The sequence below is a fragment of the Pseudomonas sp. UBA7530 genome (genome assembly GCF_002479365.1).
Taxonomy (GTDB): Bacteria; Pseudomonadota; Gammaproteobacteria; order Pseudomonadales; family Pseudomonadaceae; genus Aquipseudomonas.
The window spans coordinates 515,882-531,842 of sequence record NZ_DLMS01000001.1; the positions used below are offsets into that span (position 1 = coordinate 515,882).

The window sequence follows — 15,961 nt, forward strand, 5'->3', positions numbered from 1 at the left end:
CATTAGCGCAGCGCCAGCCGACTCGCTGCCACGGCAGATGACGCCTGCGCCGGTCCGGATTTGCCCTGCTCCGAAGCGGCTCAGAGGTCCTTGCACACCAGCGACAATGCCTCTTCAGCCAGCTGGTCCAGGCTCATCGGCCCCTGAGGGCGGAACCAGGTGTTGGTCCAGCTTAGTGCGCCGGTGAGAAAACGCCGCTGAATGAAAGGATCGCCCTTGAAATAGCCGGCCTCGCGCGCCTCGCCCAGCACCGCCAGCCAGATCTGCTCGTAGGTATCACGCAGTGCCAGCACCTGCGCCTGGCCGTCTTCCGACAGCGAACGCCATTCGTAGACCAGCACCGCCATGGCCTCACCGGTGCCGCCCATGATTGATTGCAGCTCGCAGCGGATCAGCGCCAGCAAACGTTCGCGGGTGTCCTGCGCAGTGGCCAGCGCGGCACGCATCAGGGCGGTGTTGTAGATGATGGTTTCCTCCATCACCGAGCGCAGGATCTCATCCTTGCTCTTGAAGTGATGAAAGATGCTGCCCGATTGAATACCGATGGCCGCGGCCAGGTCTCGCACAGTGGTGCGCTCGTAACCCTTGCTGCGGAACAGGTGGGCGGCCATCTGCAACAGCTTGCCGCGGGCACTGTCCGGATCAGTCACTTGGCCATTGTCGACCAACTCCTGCATCACGGCCTGGGCCTTGTGTTCATCCACGCTGACTTCTCCCCTGCTTGCCCTGCTCGGCGATTGTTCTGATCAATTCTTCATGCTGCCGGCAAGTGCTTGTCTTGCTTGATGAAATGTATGCGGCAGCAGCTGACCAAGCAAGCGCTTGGGCGCATTTTTGGCCGAATCACCCTAGCGCGACACTTTTCAACCAAGCGCTTGCTTGGTAATGTCGACACACCTTCTCAATGTGTGACGGACCAATTCCAATGAGCAAAACCGTACGCATCGGCTGCGCCTCGGCATTCTGGGGCGACACCTCCACCGCTGCCGCCCAGCTTGTTCGGGGTGTCGAGCTGGATTATCTGGTGTTCGACTACCTGGCCGAGATCACCATGTCGATCATGGCCGGCGCCCGCATGAAGAAGCCGGATGACGGCTACGCCCGCGATTTCATCGAGGTGCTCACACCGTTACTCGGCGAGCTGGCGGCAAAAAACATTCGTGTCATCAGCAACGCCGGCGGGGTCAACCCGATGGCCTGCGCCGCCGCCTTGAGCGCCGCCTGCGAACAGGCCGGGGTGAACCTGAAGATCGCCGTGCTGCACGGCGACAACCTGCAGCCCAAGCTCGGCGAACTGGTCAAGGCCGGCACCCGCGAGATGTTCACCGGCGCCGCGCTGCCGCCCTTCTGCGTCTCGGTCAACGCCTACCTGGGCGCGCCGGGCATCGTCGCCGCACTGGACCAGGGCGCCGACATCGTCGTCACCGGCCGGGTGGTCGACAGCGCGGTGGTCAGCGCCGCCCTGGTGCACGAGTTCGGCTGGGCCTGGAGCGATTACGACAAGCTGGCCCAGGCCGCGCTGGCCGGGCACATCATCGAGTGCGGCGCGCAGTGCACCGGTGGCAACTTCACCGACTGGCGCGACGTGCCGGACTACGAGCACATCGGTTTCCCCATCGTCGAGGTAGAGGACGATGGCCGCTTCGTCGTGACCAAGCCGGAGAGTTCCGGCGGCTTGGTCACGCCTTTTACCGTTGGCGAGCAGATGCTCTACGAGATCGGCGACCCGCGCGCCTATCTGCTGCCGGACGTTATCTGCGACTTCACTCAGGTCGAGCTGAGCCAGGCCGGCGACAACCACGTGCAGCTGCAGGGCGCACGCGGCCTGCCGCCCACCGACCAGTACAAGGTCAGTGCCACCCATCCGGACGGTTTCCGCTGCACCGCCAGCTTCCTGCTCGCCGGTATCGATGCCGTGGCCAAGGCCGAACGGGTCAGCGAGGCGATCATCAAGAAGACCGAAGAGCTGTTCGCCGAGCGCGGCTGGGGCCGTTACCAGGAAGTCAGCGTCGAGCTGCTCGGCAGCGAAGCCACTTATGGCGTCCATGCTCACCGCAAATACAGCCGCGAAGTGGTGGTGAAGATCGCCGCACGGCATGCCAAGAAGGAGGCGCTGATCCTCTTCTCCCGCGAGATCGCCCAGGCTGCCACAGGCATGGCGCCGGGCCTGACCGGCATTGTCGGCGGCCGCCCCACCGTCTACCCGGTGATCCGCCTGTTCAGCTTCCTGGTGGACAAGAGTGCCTGCGCCCTGAGCGTCGAAATCAACGGTGAGCGCCAGCCGGTCGCCCTGCCCCAGATCGATGCCTTCGACCCAGCCCAACTCCGTGCGCCAGCCGCTCTGCCCGTACCAATGGGTGAAGCCGACGCGGCCGTGCCGCTGATCCGCCTGGCCGTGGCCCGCTCCGGCGACAAGGGTAATCACAGCAACATCGGCGTGATGGCCAGAAAGCCCGAATACCTGGCATGGATCGCCGCTGCGCTGACGCCCGAAGCCGTGGCCAACTGGATGGCGCATACCCTGGACGCCGAGCAGGGCCGCGTCAGCCGCTGGTATCTGCCGGGCAGCCACAGCCTCAACTTCCTGCTGGAAAACGCTTTGGGCGGTGGCGGCGTCGCCAGCCTGCGCATCGACCCTCAGGGCAAGGCCTTCGCCCAACAGTTGCTGGAATTCCCGGTGCCGGTACCCAAGGCGCTAGCTGAAAGCCTGTAGGAGCGAGCTCTGCTCGCGAACTGTGGGAGCAGACTTGTCCGCGAATGGTTAGAAGCCTCGCGGACAAGTCCGCTCCCACCGAAGATCGACAAGGACAATAAGTCGTAGGTGGATGACGCTTTATCCATCTACCGGCTTATGGTGGAAAACGCTTTGCGATTTCCACTTACAACCAGATCAATAGCGCACCACCTTGACATAGTGGTGCCCACGGTAAGGTCGAAGGACAACAACAATGAGCTACGACTCCGTATTCAAACCTGGCCTGTTCAATGAACAGACCATTCTGGTCACCGGTGGTGGCAGCGGCATCGGCCGCTGCGTGGCCCACGAGCTGGCCCACCTGGGCGCCTATGTGGTGCTGGTCGGGCGCAAGCCGGAGAAGCTGGAGAAGACCTGCGCCGAGATCATCGAAGACGGCGGCAGCGCCAGCTTTCAGGTCTGCGATATCCGGGAGGAAGACGCAGTCAAGGCCATGGTCGCTGCCGTGATCAAGGAACGCGGACGCATCCACCAGTTGGTGAACAACGCCGGCGGCCAGTTCCCCGCACCGCTGATCGGCATCAACCAGAAAGGCTTCGAGACCGTGGTGCGCACCAATCTGGTGGGCGGTTTTCTGGTGGCCAAGGAAGTCTTCCTGCAGAGCATGAGCAAGCACGGCGGCGCCATCGTCAACATGCTCGCCGACATGTGGGGCGGCATGCCCGGCATGGGCCATTCGGGCGCGGCGCGCGCGGGCATGGAGAACTTCACCAAGACCGCCGCCTACGAGTGGGGCCACGCCGGTGTGCGGGTCAACGCCGTAGCGCCGGGCTGGATCGCCTCCAGCGGCATGGACACCTACCCCGAGTCGATGAAGAACATGATCCGCAACCTCAAGGATCACGTGCCATTGCAACGCATCGGCACGGAGTCCGAAGTGGCCGCCGCCATCGCCTTTTTGCTCAGCCCCGGCGCCAACTTCATCAGCGGCAACACCATCCGCATCGATGGCGCCGCCAGCCAGGGCACTCGCGCCTGGACACTGGGCAAGGCGAAAAACAGCGAGTCCTACAACGGTTTCCACCGGGCCTACCTGCCCGACGTACTGAAAGATCAGGAGTAAGGCGATGCCCGTGATCCAATCGGAAATCGACGTGCATGGCGAAGCCTTCGCGCAGAACCGCGAAGCCATGCTGGCGGCCATCGCGACCTTCCGCGACGTGGAGCAGAAGGTGCTCGACAAGGCGCAGGAAGCCAAGGCCAAGTTCGACAAGCGCGGCCAGTTGCTGCCGCGTGAACGCATCAACCTGCTGCTCGATGCCGGCGCGCCCTTCCTCGAACTGGCCTCGCTGGCCGGCTACAAGCTGCACGACGACAAGGACGGCAGCCAGGCCGGCGGCGGCCTGATCGCCGGCATCGGCTACATCGCCGGCGTGCGCTGCCTGGTGATCGCCAACAACAGCGCGATCAAGGGCGGCACCATCTCCCCCACGGGCCTGAAGAAATCCTTGCGCCTGCAGCAGATCGCCTTCGAGAACAAGCTGCCGGTAGTGACCCTGGCCGAGAGCGGCGGCGCCAACCTCAACTACGCCGCCGACATCTTCGTCGAGGGCGCCCGCGGCTTCGCCAACCAGGCGCGGATGTCCGCCATGGGCCTGCCGCAGATCACTGTGGTGCACGGCTCCAGCACCGCTGGTGGGGCCTACCAGCCGGGCCTATCGGATTACGTGGTAGTGGTGCGCGGCAAGGCCAAGATGTTCCTTGCCGGCCCGCCCCTGCTCAAGGCCGCCACCGGCGAGATCGCCACCGACGAGCAACTCGGCGGCGCCGAGATGCACGCCCAGGTCGCCGGCACCGCCGAGTACCTGGCCGAGAACGACGCCGACGGCGTACGCCTGGCGCGCGAGATCCTTGGCATGCTGCCGTGGAACCAGCAGTTGCCGGCGCGTCCGTCGAAAAGCTGGCGCGAGCCGCTTTACCCGGCCGAGGAGCTGCTCGGCCTGGTACCTGCCGACGCCAAGAAGCCCTACGACGTACGCGAGATCATCGCACGCATCGCCGATGGCTCGGAGTTCCTCGACTTCAAAAACGAGTTCGACAGCCAGACCGTCTGCGGTCATTTGCAGATCGAAGGCCAGGCCTGCGGTTTCATCGGCAACAACGGCCCGATCACCCCGCAGGGTGCGGCCAAAGCGGCGCAGTTCATCCAGCTGTGTGAGCAGAGCAACACGCCGATCCTGTTCTTTCACAACACCACCGGCTTCATGGTCGGCACGGAATCGGAACAGAACGGCGTGATCAAGCACGGCTCGAAGATGATCCAGGCCGTGGCCAACGCCACCGTGCCCAAGCTCACCATCGTCGTCGGCGGCTCCTACGGCGCTGGCAACTACGCCATGTGCGGCCGCGGCCTCGATCCACGCTTCATCTTCGCCTGGCCCAACAGCCGCACCGCCGTGATGGGCGGCGCCCAGGCCGGCAAGGTGCTGCGCATCGTCACCGAGGAAAAGCACGCCAAGGAAGGCAAGGAAGCTGATCCAAAGATGCTCGACATGCTGGAAACGGTGACCGCGCAAAAGCTCGACAGCCAGTCCACGGCGCTGTACGGCACCGCCAGCCTGTGGGACGACGGCCTGATCGACCCACGCGATACACGCAAACTGCTGGGCTTCTTGCTGGACATCTGCGCCGAAGCCAACCTGCGGCCGTTGAAATCCAACCGTTTCGGCGTCGCCCGTTTCTGACCCTTATCATCGGAGCACAACAATAATGATCTTCACCCAGGAACACGAAGAACTCCGCCGTACCGTCCGCAACTTCGTCGACAAGGAAATCAACCCGCATGTCGACGCCTGGGAGAAGGAAGGCCGCTTCCCCATCCATGACATCTTCAAGAAGGCCGGCGAACTGGGCCTGCTGGGCATCTCCAAGCCGGAGAAATTCGGCGGCATGGGCCTGGACTACAGCTACTCCATCGTCGCCGCCGAAGAGTTCGGCACCATCCATTGCGGCGGCATCCCCATGTCCATCGGTGTGCAGACGGACATGTGCACCCCGGCCCTGGCGCGCTTCGGCTCCGACGAGCTGCGCGACGAGTTTCTGCGTCCGGCCATCAGCGGCGAGATGGTCGGCTGCATCGGCGTCTCCGAAGTCGGCGCCGGCTCCGACGTGGCGGGCCTGAAGACCACCGCGCGCAAGGACGGCGACGACTACGTGATCAATGGCAGCAAGATGTGGATCACCAACTCGCCGTCGGCCGACTTCATCTGCCTGCTGGCCAACACCAGCGACGACAAGCCGCACGTCAACAAGTCGCTGATCGTGGTGCCGATGAAGACCCCGGGAATCAGCGTCAGCCCGCACCTGGACAAACTCGGCATGCGCAGCTCGGAGACCGCCCAGGTGTTCTTCGACAACGTGCGCGTGCCGCAGCGCTATCGCATCGGCCACGAAGGCGCCGGCTTCATGATGCAGATGCTGCAGTTCCAGGAAGAGCGCCTGTTTGGCGCGGCCAACATGATCAAGGGCCTGGAGCACTGCGTCGACAGCACCATCGACTACTGCAAGCAGCGCCACACCTTCGGCCAGCCGCTGATCGACAACCAGGTCATCCACTTCCGCATGGCCGAGTTGCAGACCGAGATCGAAGCCCTGCGCGCGCTGGTCTACCAGGCCACCGAGCAATACGTGAAGGGCCGTGACGTGACCAAGCTGGCGTCGATGGCCAAGCTCAAGGCCGGCCGCCTGGGCCGCGAGGTGTCCGACGCCTGCCTGCAGTACTGGGGCGGCATGGGCTTCATGTGGGACAACCCGGTGTCGCGCGCTTACCGCGACGTGCGCCTGGTCAGCATCGGCGGCGGCGCTGACGAAATCATGCTCGGCATTATCTGCAAGCTGATGGGCATCCTGCCGGGGAAAAAGAAGGGCTGACCCGTACCACCCAGACCGTTGCGGCGGGTTTCACCCGCCCTACACCGAGGCTATGCGATGAACGATCTGCCCCACTGCGAAACCCTGCTGCTGAACCTCGACGTTGGCGTGCTGAACGTCACCCTCAACCGCCCGGACAGCCGCAACGCCATGAGCCTGGCCATGGTCGGCGAACTACGCGCCACCCTGGAAGCCGTGCGCCATGAGCCGAACGTGCGCGCCCTCGTCCTGCGCGGCGCGGGCGGCCACTTTTGCGCCGGCGGCGATATCAAGGATATGGCCGGCGCCAGAGCCCGCGGCGGTGACGCATACCGCGAGCTGAACCGCGCCTTCGGTGCGCTGCTGGAAGAGGCTCAGGCCGCGCCGCAGGTACTGGTCGCTGTGCTGGAAGGCGCCGTGCTCGGCGGTGGTTTCGGCCTTGCCTGCGTGTCCGACGTGGCCATCGCCGCCAGTGGCGCCAAGTTTGGCCTGCCGGAAACCACGCTGGGCATCCTCCCCGCGCAGATCGCTCCCTTCGTCGTGCACCGCATCGGCCTGACCCAGGCCCGCCGCCTGGCCCTGACCGCCGCCCGCTTCGACGGTGCCGAGGCCCTGCGCCTGGGCTTGGTGCACTACTGCGAGAACGATGATGCTGCTCTGCAGCAGCGCCTGGACGAGACCCTGGAGCAGATTCGCCAGTGCGCGCCGCAGGCCAACGCCCAGACCAAGGCCCTGCTGCTGGCCAGCGAACGCGAAGCCCTCGGCCCGCTGCTCGACCGCGCCGCCGAACAGTTCGCCGCCGCCGTGACTGGCGCCGAGGGCGTCGAAGGCACCATGGCCTTCGTGCAGAAGCGCAAGCCGAAGTGGGCCCAATGAAACCGTAGCCCGGATGCAATCCGGGAGCGCTCGGCCAACATGATTCCCCGGATTGCATCCGGGCTACGCACAGCAGGAGCACGAAGATGCCCGCATTCAACAAGATCCTGATCGCCAACCGTGGCGAGATCGCCTGCCGGGTGATGCGCACCGCCATCGAGCTCGGCTATCGCACCGTGGCGGTGTACTCCGAGGCCGATGCCGACGCCCGCCACGTGCAGATCGCCGACGAAGCCGTATGCATCGGCCCGGCCCAGGTCAACCAGTCCTACCTGCGCATCGACGCTATCATCGAGGCGGCGCGCAAGACCGGCGCCGACGCCATCCACCCCGGCTATGGTTTCCTCTCCGAGAACGCCGACTTCGCCCGCGCCTGTGAAGCAGCCGGCATCGTCTTTATCGGCCCGACCGTGGAAGCCATCCACCTGATGGGCAGCAAGCGCCTGTCGAAGATCGCCATGCTCGAGGCGGGCGTGCCCTGCATCCCCGGCTTTGAGGGCGCCGCCCAGGATGACGAAACCCTGACCAGCGAAGCCGAGCGTATCGGCTACCCGCTGATGATCAAGGCCAGCGCCGGCGGCGGCGGCCGCGGCATGCGCCTGGTGCATGAATCCGCCGAACTGCTGGGGCAGATCCGCACCGCCCGCTCGGAGGCGCAGAACGCCTTCGGTTCGGGCGAGCTGATCCTCGAACGTGCGGTGATCCGTCCACGCCATGTGGAAATCCAGGTCTTCGGCGACCAGCACGGCAATATCGTCTACCTTGGCGAGCGCGACTGCTCGGTACAGCGTCGCCACCAGAAAGTGGTCGAGGAAGCGCCCTGCCCGGTCATGACTCCGGAGCTGCGCAAGGCCATGGGTGAAGCGGCGGTCAAGGCTGCAGCCTCGGTGAACTACGTCGGCGCCGGTACCGTGGAATTCCTCCTCGATACCTCCGGAGAGTTCTTCTTCCTGGAAATGAACACCCGCCTGCAGGTCGAACACCCGGTCACCGAGCTGATCACCGGTCAGGATCTGGTGGCTTGGCAGATTCGCGTAGCCGAAGGCCAGCCCCTGCCGCTGCAGCAGGACGAAATCCGCCTCACCGGCCACGCCATGGAGGTGCGTCTGTACGCCGAGGATTCGGCCGCCGGCTTTCTGCCGCAAACCGGCCAGGTGCTGCGCTGGGAGCCCGAACTGCTGGCCGGCGTGCGCATCGACCACGGCCTGGTCGAGGGCCAGGCTGTCACCCCCTTCTACGACCCGATGCTGGCCAAGGTCATCGCCTACGGCGAAACTCGTGACGAAGCCCGGCGCAAGCTGGTGCGCGCTGTAGAACAATGCGTGCTGCTCGGCGTCAACGGTAACCAGCGCTTTCTCGCCAATCTGCTCAAGAACCCGGAGTTCGCTGCCGGCAATGCCACCACGGCGTTCATCGCCGAACACTTCGCTGATGACCCCAGCCTGCAACCGCACACGGCCAGTCTGGCCGAGCTGGCCATGGCCGCCGCCCTGCTCTACCAGGCCTCGGCCGACGCCCGTGCGCATCAGCCCGGCCTGTCCGGCTGGCGCAGCGCCGGCAGTGCGCCCTGGCGCTTCGTCCTCAAGCAGGGCAAACACAAACACGCCGTGGAGCTGGACGTGCTCGCCAGCGGCACGCAAGCGCAACTGCGCGTGCGTCGGGGCGAAGAACAGCTGTCCCTGCGCCTGCTGGCCAGCGACGGCCGCTGGCTGACCCTGGAACTGGACGGCGTACGCCGCCGCCAGGCCTACCACATCGAAGGTGAGCATCTGTGGCTGTATGGTGAGCACGGCAACCTGGAACTGGTCGATGCCACCCACGAGCCGGCCGGCGGCCAGAACGCCGCCAGCAGCGGCGCGGTGAAGGCACCGATGGATGGCGCCATCGTCGACGTGCTGGTCGCCGAAGGCGCCAGCGTGAGCAAGGGGCAACTGCTGGTGGTGCTGGAAGCGATGAAGATGGAGCACCCGCTCAAGGCCGGCGTCGACGGCATCGTCCGCCGCGTTGGCGTAAGCCAGGGCGACCAGGTGAAGAATCGTCAGTTGCTGGTGGAAATCGAAGCTGTAGAGGCCTGATATATCGCTGTGGGAGGGGCTTTAGCCGCGACGAATACTCAAACTCCCTACGCCCCAATAACAACAATACCGGAGCACGCCCATGTCCCTTTCCGGCAAGACCCTGTTCATCACCGGCGCCAGCCGTGGCATCGGCCGCGAAATCGCCCTCAAGGCCGCCGCGGATGGCGCCAACATCGTCATCGCGGCCAAGAGCGCCGAGCCCCACCCGAAACTGGAAGGCACCATCTTCAGCGTCGCCGCCGAGGTCGAAGCCGCTGGCGGCAAGGCCCTGGCCCTGCAGCTGGACGTGCGTGACGAACAGGCCGTGGCGGCCGCCATGGCAAAGGCAGCCGAGCATTTCGGCGGTATCGACGCCCTGGTCAACAACGCCGGGGCGATCAAGCTGGTGGGCGTGGAGAAACTCGAACCCAAGCGCTTCGATCTGATGTACCAGATCAACACCCGCGCGGTGATGGTCTGCAGCCAGGCAGCCCTGCCTTATCTGAAACAGAGCGCGGGCGGGCATATCCTCAACCTCTCCCCACCGCTCAACCTTGACGCCAAGTGGTTCGCCCAGCACGGCCCCTACACCGTCACCAAGTACGGCATGAGCATGCTCACCCTGGGTATGAGCGAGGAGTTCAAGAAGTACGGCATCAGCGTCAACTCGCTGTGGCCGAAGACCATGATCGCCACCGCCGCCATCGAGTTCGAGCTGGGCAGCCGCGACGCCTTCAAACGCGCACGCACGCCAGCGATCATGGCCGACGCGGCCCATGCGATTCTGACCAGCCAGGGCCGTAGCCTCACCGGGCGCCTGCTGATCGACGAAGACATCCTGCGCGAACGAGGCGTCAGCAACTTCGAGCAGTACCGTTTCGATCCCGCTGGCGGCAGCCTGGTGCCCGACCTGTTCGTCGATTGAAGCCTCGGCGTTGGCGCCGTAGCCCGGATGCAATCCGGGTAAATCCGTGCTCGGACCGGGCTGACTAGAGTCAGGACTCTGCCGTAGGGCGGGTGCAACCCGCCAGTTCACCGATGACGGGTTGCTACCGCGCTGGACTATCCGGGCGATCCCTGCCCTCCAGACGACTACTGCTTGAACTCGAACTGCACCTCGGCGCCCTCGATGGAATCCCAGTAGTCGTCCACCCGCTCGTTGCTGATCAGCCGGCCGCTGATCTGGAACGGGCTCTCGGCAACGGGCTTCTCAGCGAACAGCGGCGGCAGCAGGGAAGAGAGCTCTTCGCGGGTTTCGCTCTCCACGGCCTCGGCGAACAACTCTTGCGGCACGCTCAGATCCAGCGCCAGCTTCGACTCAGGCCCTGCCGGTTTGAGTGGCGCCGCAACAGGCTTGGGCTTGGCCGCCACCGGCGCTTCGCTGGGCGCCGCGGGCTTGCTTTCGACTGCCTTGGCAGGCGGCGCCGGTTCGACAGGCTTGGGCTTGACGACCTCGGCAACGGGCTCAGGCGTTGCCACCGCTGCCGGTTCAGGCTCGGATTGCTGCGCGACAGGCTCCGGCTCGCGCTCGCAGGCGCTCAGCCAACCCAGGCACAGTAGTAACAGCAGGAACTTACGCATCATGGGACTAGGGTAACTCGATCAATAACGCACCCATGCTCCTCCGCCTGGGCGCGCCTGACAAGCCGACTTACACGACTTTTACCCAACTGCTCATTCACTCTCTGGCTCATTAGCCAGATGATCGAGCTCGGCTTCGATATCCAGTAGCGGGTAGTCGGCCTTCAGTTGCTCCAGCAGCCGCTGCGCCTCCTTCTGCTGGCCACCCTTGCGCAGCTCCAGCAAATGCAGCAGCGCCTCCCGCGGTTCGCTCTGGGTCACCAGTTCGGCCATCGGCGCGATTGCGGCGGCGCTGGCCACCGGCGCCTCAGCCATATCGGCAGTGGGGGCCTGGCGGGCCATGACCTGGGTTCTCATGCGCTCCTGCGGGGTAGCTGTCGGTGCCGCCTGCTGCTCTGCGGCGCGCTTGGCCGCCATCGGCGCGGGAGCCGGAGCAGCGGGGCTCATGGCCATGCTGGGCGGGACTGCATCGAAGTTGTCGGGCGTCTGCTCCAGCGTGCGCCAGGTCAGACTGACGCCGATCCCAACACAAGCAAGCCCGGCCACGGCCACTGACCAGCGCTGGCGTCCGCTGCCGAACAGCCATTGGTGCAAGCGCTGCGCCCAGCCAGAATCCGGCTTATCGGGTTGATGCGTTTCTCGGGCAGCCGCACTGGCCGCCGCCAGGATACGCGCGTCCAGCTCGGCCGAGGGTTCGCCGCTGCCATGGGCACGGAAATGCGCCAACAGCGCCTGTTCGTGATCCAGCGGTTCTCGTTCATGGGTCATGCGGACAACTCCTCGGTGGCCAGCAGCCGGCGCAGTTTCTGCAGGGCATAGCGCAGACGGCTCTTGACCGTCTCGGCCGGCGTGCGGGTCAACTCGGCGATCTCGTTCAATTCCAGATCGCCATGGGCGCGCAGCAGGAACACCTCGCGCTGATCTTCCGGCAGGTCGGCCAGTGCCGCCTGCAGCCGCTCGCTATCGCGGCTCAGGCCCCACAACTGCTCCGGGCCCGGTTGCGGGTCGGCCTGGGCGTGCTGGCCTTCATCGTATTCGTCATGCCCAGCCTGATGACGGCCCGTCTTGCGCCAGTGGTCGATCAGGCGATTGCGGGCGATCTGGTACAACCAGGTTTTGAACAGCACCGTCTCGCGCTGCTCGCTCTGGCTGCGGATCAGGCTCATCCAGGTTTCCTGGAACACTTCCTCGGCCAGGGCATGATCGCCACACAGGCCTAGCAGAAAGCGGAACAGGCCCAGCCGATGGCGCTGGTAAAGCGCGTTGAAGGCCGTGGCATCGCCGCGGCGGTAACGCCGCAATAGAGCGGCGTCGTCATCCGTGAGAGGTGCGTTCACTGCTGGACTCTTACTGGTGTGGAGCCGGAAGTTTGCAGGCTCTGGGCAATTTCGGCCAGCTGGATGAATTCGCCGCGCAGGCCGAAGCGATCCTCGCCCTTGGCCGAGCGCGCCAGTTCGATGCTCTGCGCCAGACCGAAATCGCCCGTATAGCGTCCATCCTTAAGCTGCTGGGCAAAGGCCGCAACCGCAGCGGCGAAACGCAGGTCCTCGCTGGCAGCGTTCATCGGCTTGGCCTCGGCACGCGCGATAGGCCGCTCCAGCAGGCGACTGCTCGCCTCCCCCGGCGCCTTGTAGCGAATCCGCAGCCAGGCCAGCTCGCGTGTCTCGAGCGCAGGCTGAGTGATGACCTTATAGCGCAGCGGCTCGAGCCAGCCCTTGCCACCAGCCGGGACGATCTCGTACAGCGCGGTGACGGTGTGCCCGGCACCGATATCACCGGCATCGACCTTGTCGTTGCTGAAATCCTCGCGCTTGAGCGCGCGGTTCTCGTAGCCCAGCAAGCGGTACTCGCTGACTTCGCTCGGGTTGAATTCCAGTTGCAGCTTCACGTCGCTGGCCACCGTGGCCAGGGTCGAGCCGAGCTGATCGACCAGTACCTTGCGCGCCTCGCGCAGGTTATCGATATAGGCGTAGTTGCCATTGCCGGCATCGGCCAACTGCTCCATCAGACGCTCGTTGTAATTGTCCACGCCGAAACCCAGGGTGGTCAGCGAGACGCCGCTCTTGCGCTTGTCGGCGGCCAGTTGCTTGAGGCTGTCGAAGTCGCTGATGCCGACGTTGAAGTCGCCGTCGGTGGCCAGCAGGATGCGGTTGATGCCGCCGTCGATCAGATGCTTGCCGGCCTGCTGATAGGCCAGCTGGATGCCCGACTCGCCCGCCGTCGAACCACCCGCGCTGAGTTGATCGATGGCCGCACGGATCTTCGCCTTGTCGCTGCCGGGCGTGGAGTCCAGCACCACCTGGCTATCACCGGCATAGGTGACCAGCGAGACGCGATCCTGCGGGCGAAGCTGGTCGACCAACAGCTTCAGCGTACCCTGCACCATCGGCAGGCCTTCGCGGCGATGCATAGAGCCGGACACGTCGACCAGGAACACCAGGTTGGCCGGTGGCAGCTCGTCCACACTGCGATCCGAGGCCTTGATGGCGATGCGCAGCAGCCGCGTCTGCGGGTTCCACGGCGTCACCGCCAGCTCGGTGCTGACGCCGAACGGTACGTCGCCCTGCGGCAGCGGATAGGCATAGGGAAAATAATTGACCAGTTCTTCCAGGCGCACGGCGTCCTTCGGCGGCAGTTGCCCGCCATTGAGAAAGCGCCGCACGTTGGCGTAGCTGCCGGTATCGACGTCGATGCTGAAGGTGGATACCGGCGTTTCGGCGACAGCGAACACCGGGTTGTCGGCATAGGCCTGATATTGCTCGCGCGACTCGTCACGGTAGCTTGGCGGCAGGCCATCGGCGATGGGGGCCGGCGCATAGGCCAGGGTCGCCATGCGCTTGTGGCTGGCTTCGGCAGGCATTTCGGCCGCTGCGGGTGCAGGCAGTCGTTCACGTACGAGCGTCGCCGCCGGCTGCGAGCTGGCCTGGGCTTCCGGCTCCGGGCCAGAAGCGCTGCAGGCGGCGAGCAGCAACAAGGTTCCAGCCGAGAAACCGACGGCGAACGGACGAACGAGCAACGCGGAATAAGCGGACATGGTGCATCTCCTGAGCAATGGCACGAGACCTTCGCTCAGGTAGACGCAGCACTGCGACGAATCGGGTTAAGCCAGAAGGATCATTTTCAATCCTCCCAGGAGCCACCTGCCTCCTGGCACAGCTGCGTGGCCAGCATGCCCAGCGTCATCAGCGCCCTTTCCGCCTCGCGATTCCACGGGATGCCGCAGTTGAGGCGTACGCAGTGGTTGAACTGCTCCGTGTTGCTGAAGATCAGCCCCGGTGCGATCGAGATGCCCTGCTGCAGCGCACGCACGTGCAGATCCTTGGTGTTGACCCTTGCCGGCAGGCTGACCCAGAGGATGAAGCCGCCCTTGGGGCGGGTCATCTGCGTGCCAGCCGGGAAGTACTGCTGCACCGCCAACTGGAAGGCGCTGAGGTTCTTGCGGTACTCCTGGCGGATATGCCGCAGATGGCGGTCGTACCCGCCATTCTCCAGGTAGGCCGCCACCGCCATCTGGGTGACGCTGCACGCCGAATGGGTGGAGAAGGTCTGCAGGCGCTGAATCTCGTCCTGGTACTTGCCGGCGACGATCCAGCCGATGCGCACTCCCGGCGACAGCGTCTTGGAGAAGCTCGAGCAATAGATCACCCGGCTGTCGCGGTCATGCGACTTGAGCGCCTTGGTCGGCCCCTGTTCGAACATCAGCTCGCCGTAGATATCGTCCTCGACGATCTGGAAATCATAATCACCGGCCAGGCGCAGCAACTGGCGCTGGCGCTCCTCGGGAATGGTACCGCCCAATGGATTGGACAGCCGTGCAGTCAGCACCAGCGCCTTGATAGGCCACTGGTTGGCCGCCAGTTGCAGCGCTTCCAGGCTGATGCCGGTGGTGGGGTCACACGGGATCTCGATGACCTTGAGCCCCAGCAAGTCGGCCAGTTGCAGCAGACCGTAATAGGTTGGCGACTCCACTGCGATCAGGTCGCCCGGCTTGGTCAGCACGCGCAGGCTCATCTGCAGCGCATCGACGCAGCCATGGGTGATCACCACTTCCGAGGGATCGACCACCACGCCGGCATCGCGCATGCGGATCGCCACCTGGCGGCGCAACGGCTCGAAGCCGGGGCTGAACATGTAGCTGAAGGCACGCGGGCTGTGAAAACGAGTGACCTTGGCCAGTTGCTGGTGCAGCGCGCGCACCGGCAGGTAATCGACATGCGGCACCGCTGCGCCCAGCGGGAACACGCCCTCACGACGTGACTCGGTGAGCACCTGATTGATAATGCTGGCGCGGGTGACCAGGCCCGGCCGCTCGACCTTGGCAATATCGGGCGTCGGCGCGGTCAGCGCTGGCGTCTGGTGAACATAGAAGCCCGACTGCGGCCGCGCCCGGATCAGCCCCTGGTCCTCAAGATTGGCGTACGCCTGCAAAACCGTGGCGTGGCTGACATTGAGCTGCGCGCTCATCTTGCGCACCGAGGGCACACGCTCGCCCGGCTGGTAGACGCCACGGCGAATATCCTCGGCCAACTGCTGGGCGATGCGTTGATAGAGCAGCAGATTGGTCATGGCGAGATTCTCCGGGTCAATGGAGCATAACAGTAACCTATTGCTACACAATTGTACCGGCACAGATGCAATCTGTTTTTCTGATACGGCAAGGTCTGCGGGAAAAACGCGGCGTCGCCGCTATCTTCAATGCATAAAAAACCCCGGACGCGCCGTAATGCTGTTCACATAAGAAGTGGTCGCAGGCGATTAGTCCCCTCGCCCCTGAGGGGAGAGGGTTAGGGAGAGGGGGAAACTGGCAGTCTTGCGGAATTTTCAGCCCTCTCCCCCAGCCCCT

At 64.8% G+C, this 15,961-nt stretch carries 13 protein-coding genes; 7 read left to right on the forward strand and 6 right to left on the reverse strand.

The window, feature by feature from the left end:
* Positions 1-80: 80 nt before the first annotated feature.
* On the reverse strand, positions 81-704 hold the full coding sequence (locus B2U07_RS02510; protein WP_275544812.1) for a TetR/AcrR family transcriptional regulator: 624 nt from the start codon (positions 702-704) through the stop codon (positions 81-83).
* A 221-nt stretch (positions 705-925) separates the two neighbouring features.
* On the opposite strand from B2U07_RS02510, the gene B2U07_RS02515 reads away from it, so the two are divergent.
* From B2U07_RS02515 to B2U07_RS02545, 7 genes are all read left to right on the forward strand, one after another.
* Positions 926-2,713, forward strand: a complete 1,788-nt coding sequence (locus B2U07_RS02515) for an acyclic terpene utilization AtuA family protein (RefSeq protein ID WP_275544811.1) — start codon at positions 926-928, stop codon at positions 2,711-2,713.
* A 235-nt stretch (positions 2,714-2,948) separates the two neighbouring features.
* The gene (locus B2U07_RS02520; RefSeq protein WP_275544810.1) at positions 2,949-3,818 is read left to right on the forward strand and encodes an SDR family oxidoreductase; all 870 of its coding nucleotides are present in this window, start codon (positions 2,949-2,951) and stop codon (positions 3,816-3,818) included.
* A gap of 4 nt (positions 3,819-3,822) precedes the next feature.
* Entirely contained in the window at positions 3,823-5,439 is a 1,617-nt protein-coding gene (atuC, locus tag B2U07_RS02525; RefSeq protein ID WP_275544809.1) for a geranyl-CoA carboxylase subunit beta, read from the forward strand.
* Between the two features lie 25 nt (positions 5,440-5,464).
* Positions 5,465-6,625, forward strand: coding sequence for a citronellyl-CoA dehydrogenase (gene atuD / locus B2U07_RS02530; RefSeq protein WP_275544808.1), 1,161 nt, complete (start codon positions 5,465-5,467; stop codon positions 6,623-6,625).
* A gap of 57 nt (positions 6,626-6,682) precedes the next feature.
* Positions 6,683-7,480 carry an isohexenylglutaconyl-CoA hydratase gene (atuE, locus tag B2U07_RS02535; RefSeq protein WP_275544807.1) on the forward strand — a complete coding sequence of 266 codons (798 nt, stop codon included), beginning with the start codon at positions 6,683-6,685 and terminating at the stop codon, positions 7,478-7,480.
* Between the two features lie 86 nt (positions 7,481-7,566).
* Positions 7,567-9,555 (forward strand): acetyl-CoA carboxylase biotin carboxylase subunit, encoded by a 1,989-nt coding sequence (locus tag B2U07_RS02540; protein ID WP_275544806.1) that lies wholly within the window; start codon positions 7,567-7,569, stop codon positions 9,553-9,555.
* 82 nt (positions 9,556-9,637) lie between these two features.
* Complete coding sequence (locus tag B2U07_RS02545; RefSeq protein WP_275544805.1) at positions 9,638-10,462, forward strand: SDR family oxidoreductase; 825 nt, start codon at positions 9,638-9,640, stop codon at positions 10,460-10,462.
* Positions 10,463-10,629: 167 nt separating this feature from the next.
* Here B2U07_RS02545 and B2U07_RS02550 read toward each other — a convergent pair whose 3' ends face one another.
* The 5 genes from B2U07_RS02550 to B2U07_RS02570 form a co-directional block, all read right to left on the reverse strand.
* The gene (locus tag B2U07_RS02550) at positions 10,630-11,121 is read right to left on the reverse strand and encodes a hypothetical protein (RefSeq protein ID WP_275544804.1); all 492 of its coding nucleotides are present in this window, start codon (positions 11,119-11,121) and stop codon (positions 10,630-10,632) included.
* Positions 11,122-11,211: 90 nt separating this feature from the next.
* Positions 11,212-11,886 carry a hypothetical protein gene (locus B2U07_RS02555; RefSeq protein ID WP_275544803.1) on the reverse strand — a complete coding sequence of 225 codons (675 nt, stop codon included), beginning with the start codon at positions 11,884-11,886 and terminating at the stop codon, positions 11,212-11,214.
* Entirely contained in the window at positions 11,883-12,455 is a 573-nt protein-coding gene (locus tag B2U07_RS02560; protein ID WP_197857274.1) for an RNA polymerase sigma factor, read from the reverse strand. Before B2U07_RS02560 ends, B2U07_RS02555 begins: the two co-directional genes overlap by 4 nt.
* Positions 12,452-14,152 carry a VWA domain-containing protein gene (locus tag B2U07_RS02565; RefSeq protein ID WP_197857276.1) on the reverse strand — a complete coding sequence of 567 codons (1,701 nt, stop codon included), beginning with the start codon at positions 14,150-14,152 and terminating at the stop codon, positions 12,452-12,454. Before B2U07_RS02565 ends, B2U07_RS02560 begins: the two co-directional genes overlap by 4 nt.
* Before the next feature lie 86 nt (positions 14,153-14,238).
* Entirely contained in the window at positions 14,239-15,684 is a 1,446-nt protein-coding gene (locus tag B2U07_RS02570) for a PLP-dependent aminotransferase family protein (RefSeq protein WP_197857278.1), read from the reverse strand.
* Positions 15,685-15,961 lie beyond the last annotated feature (277 nt).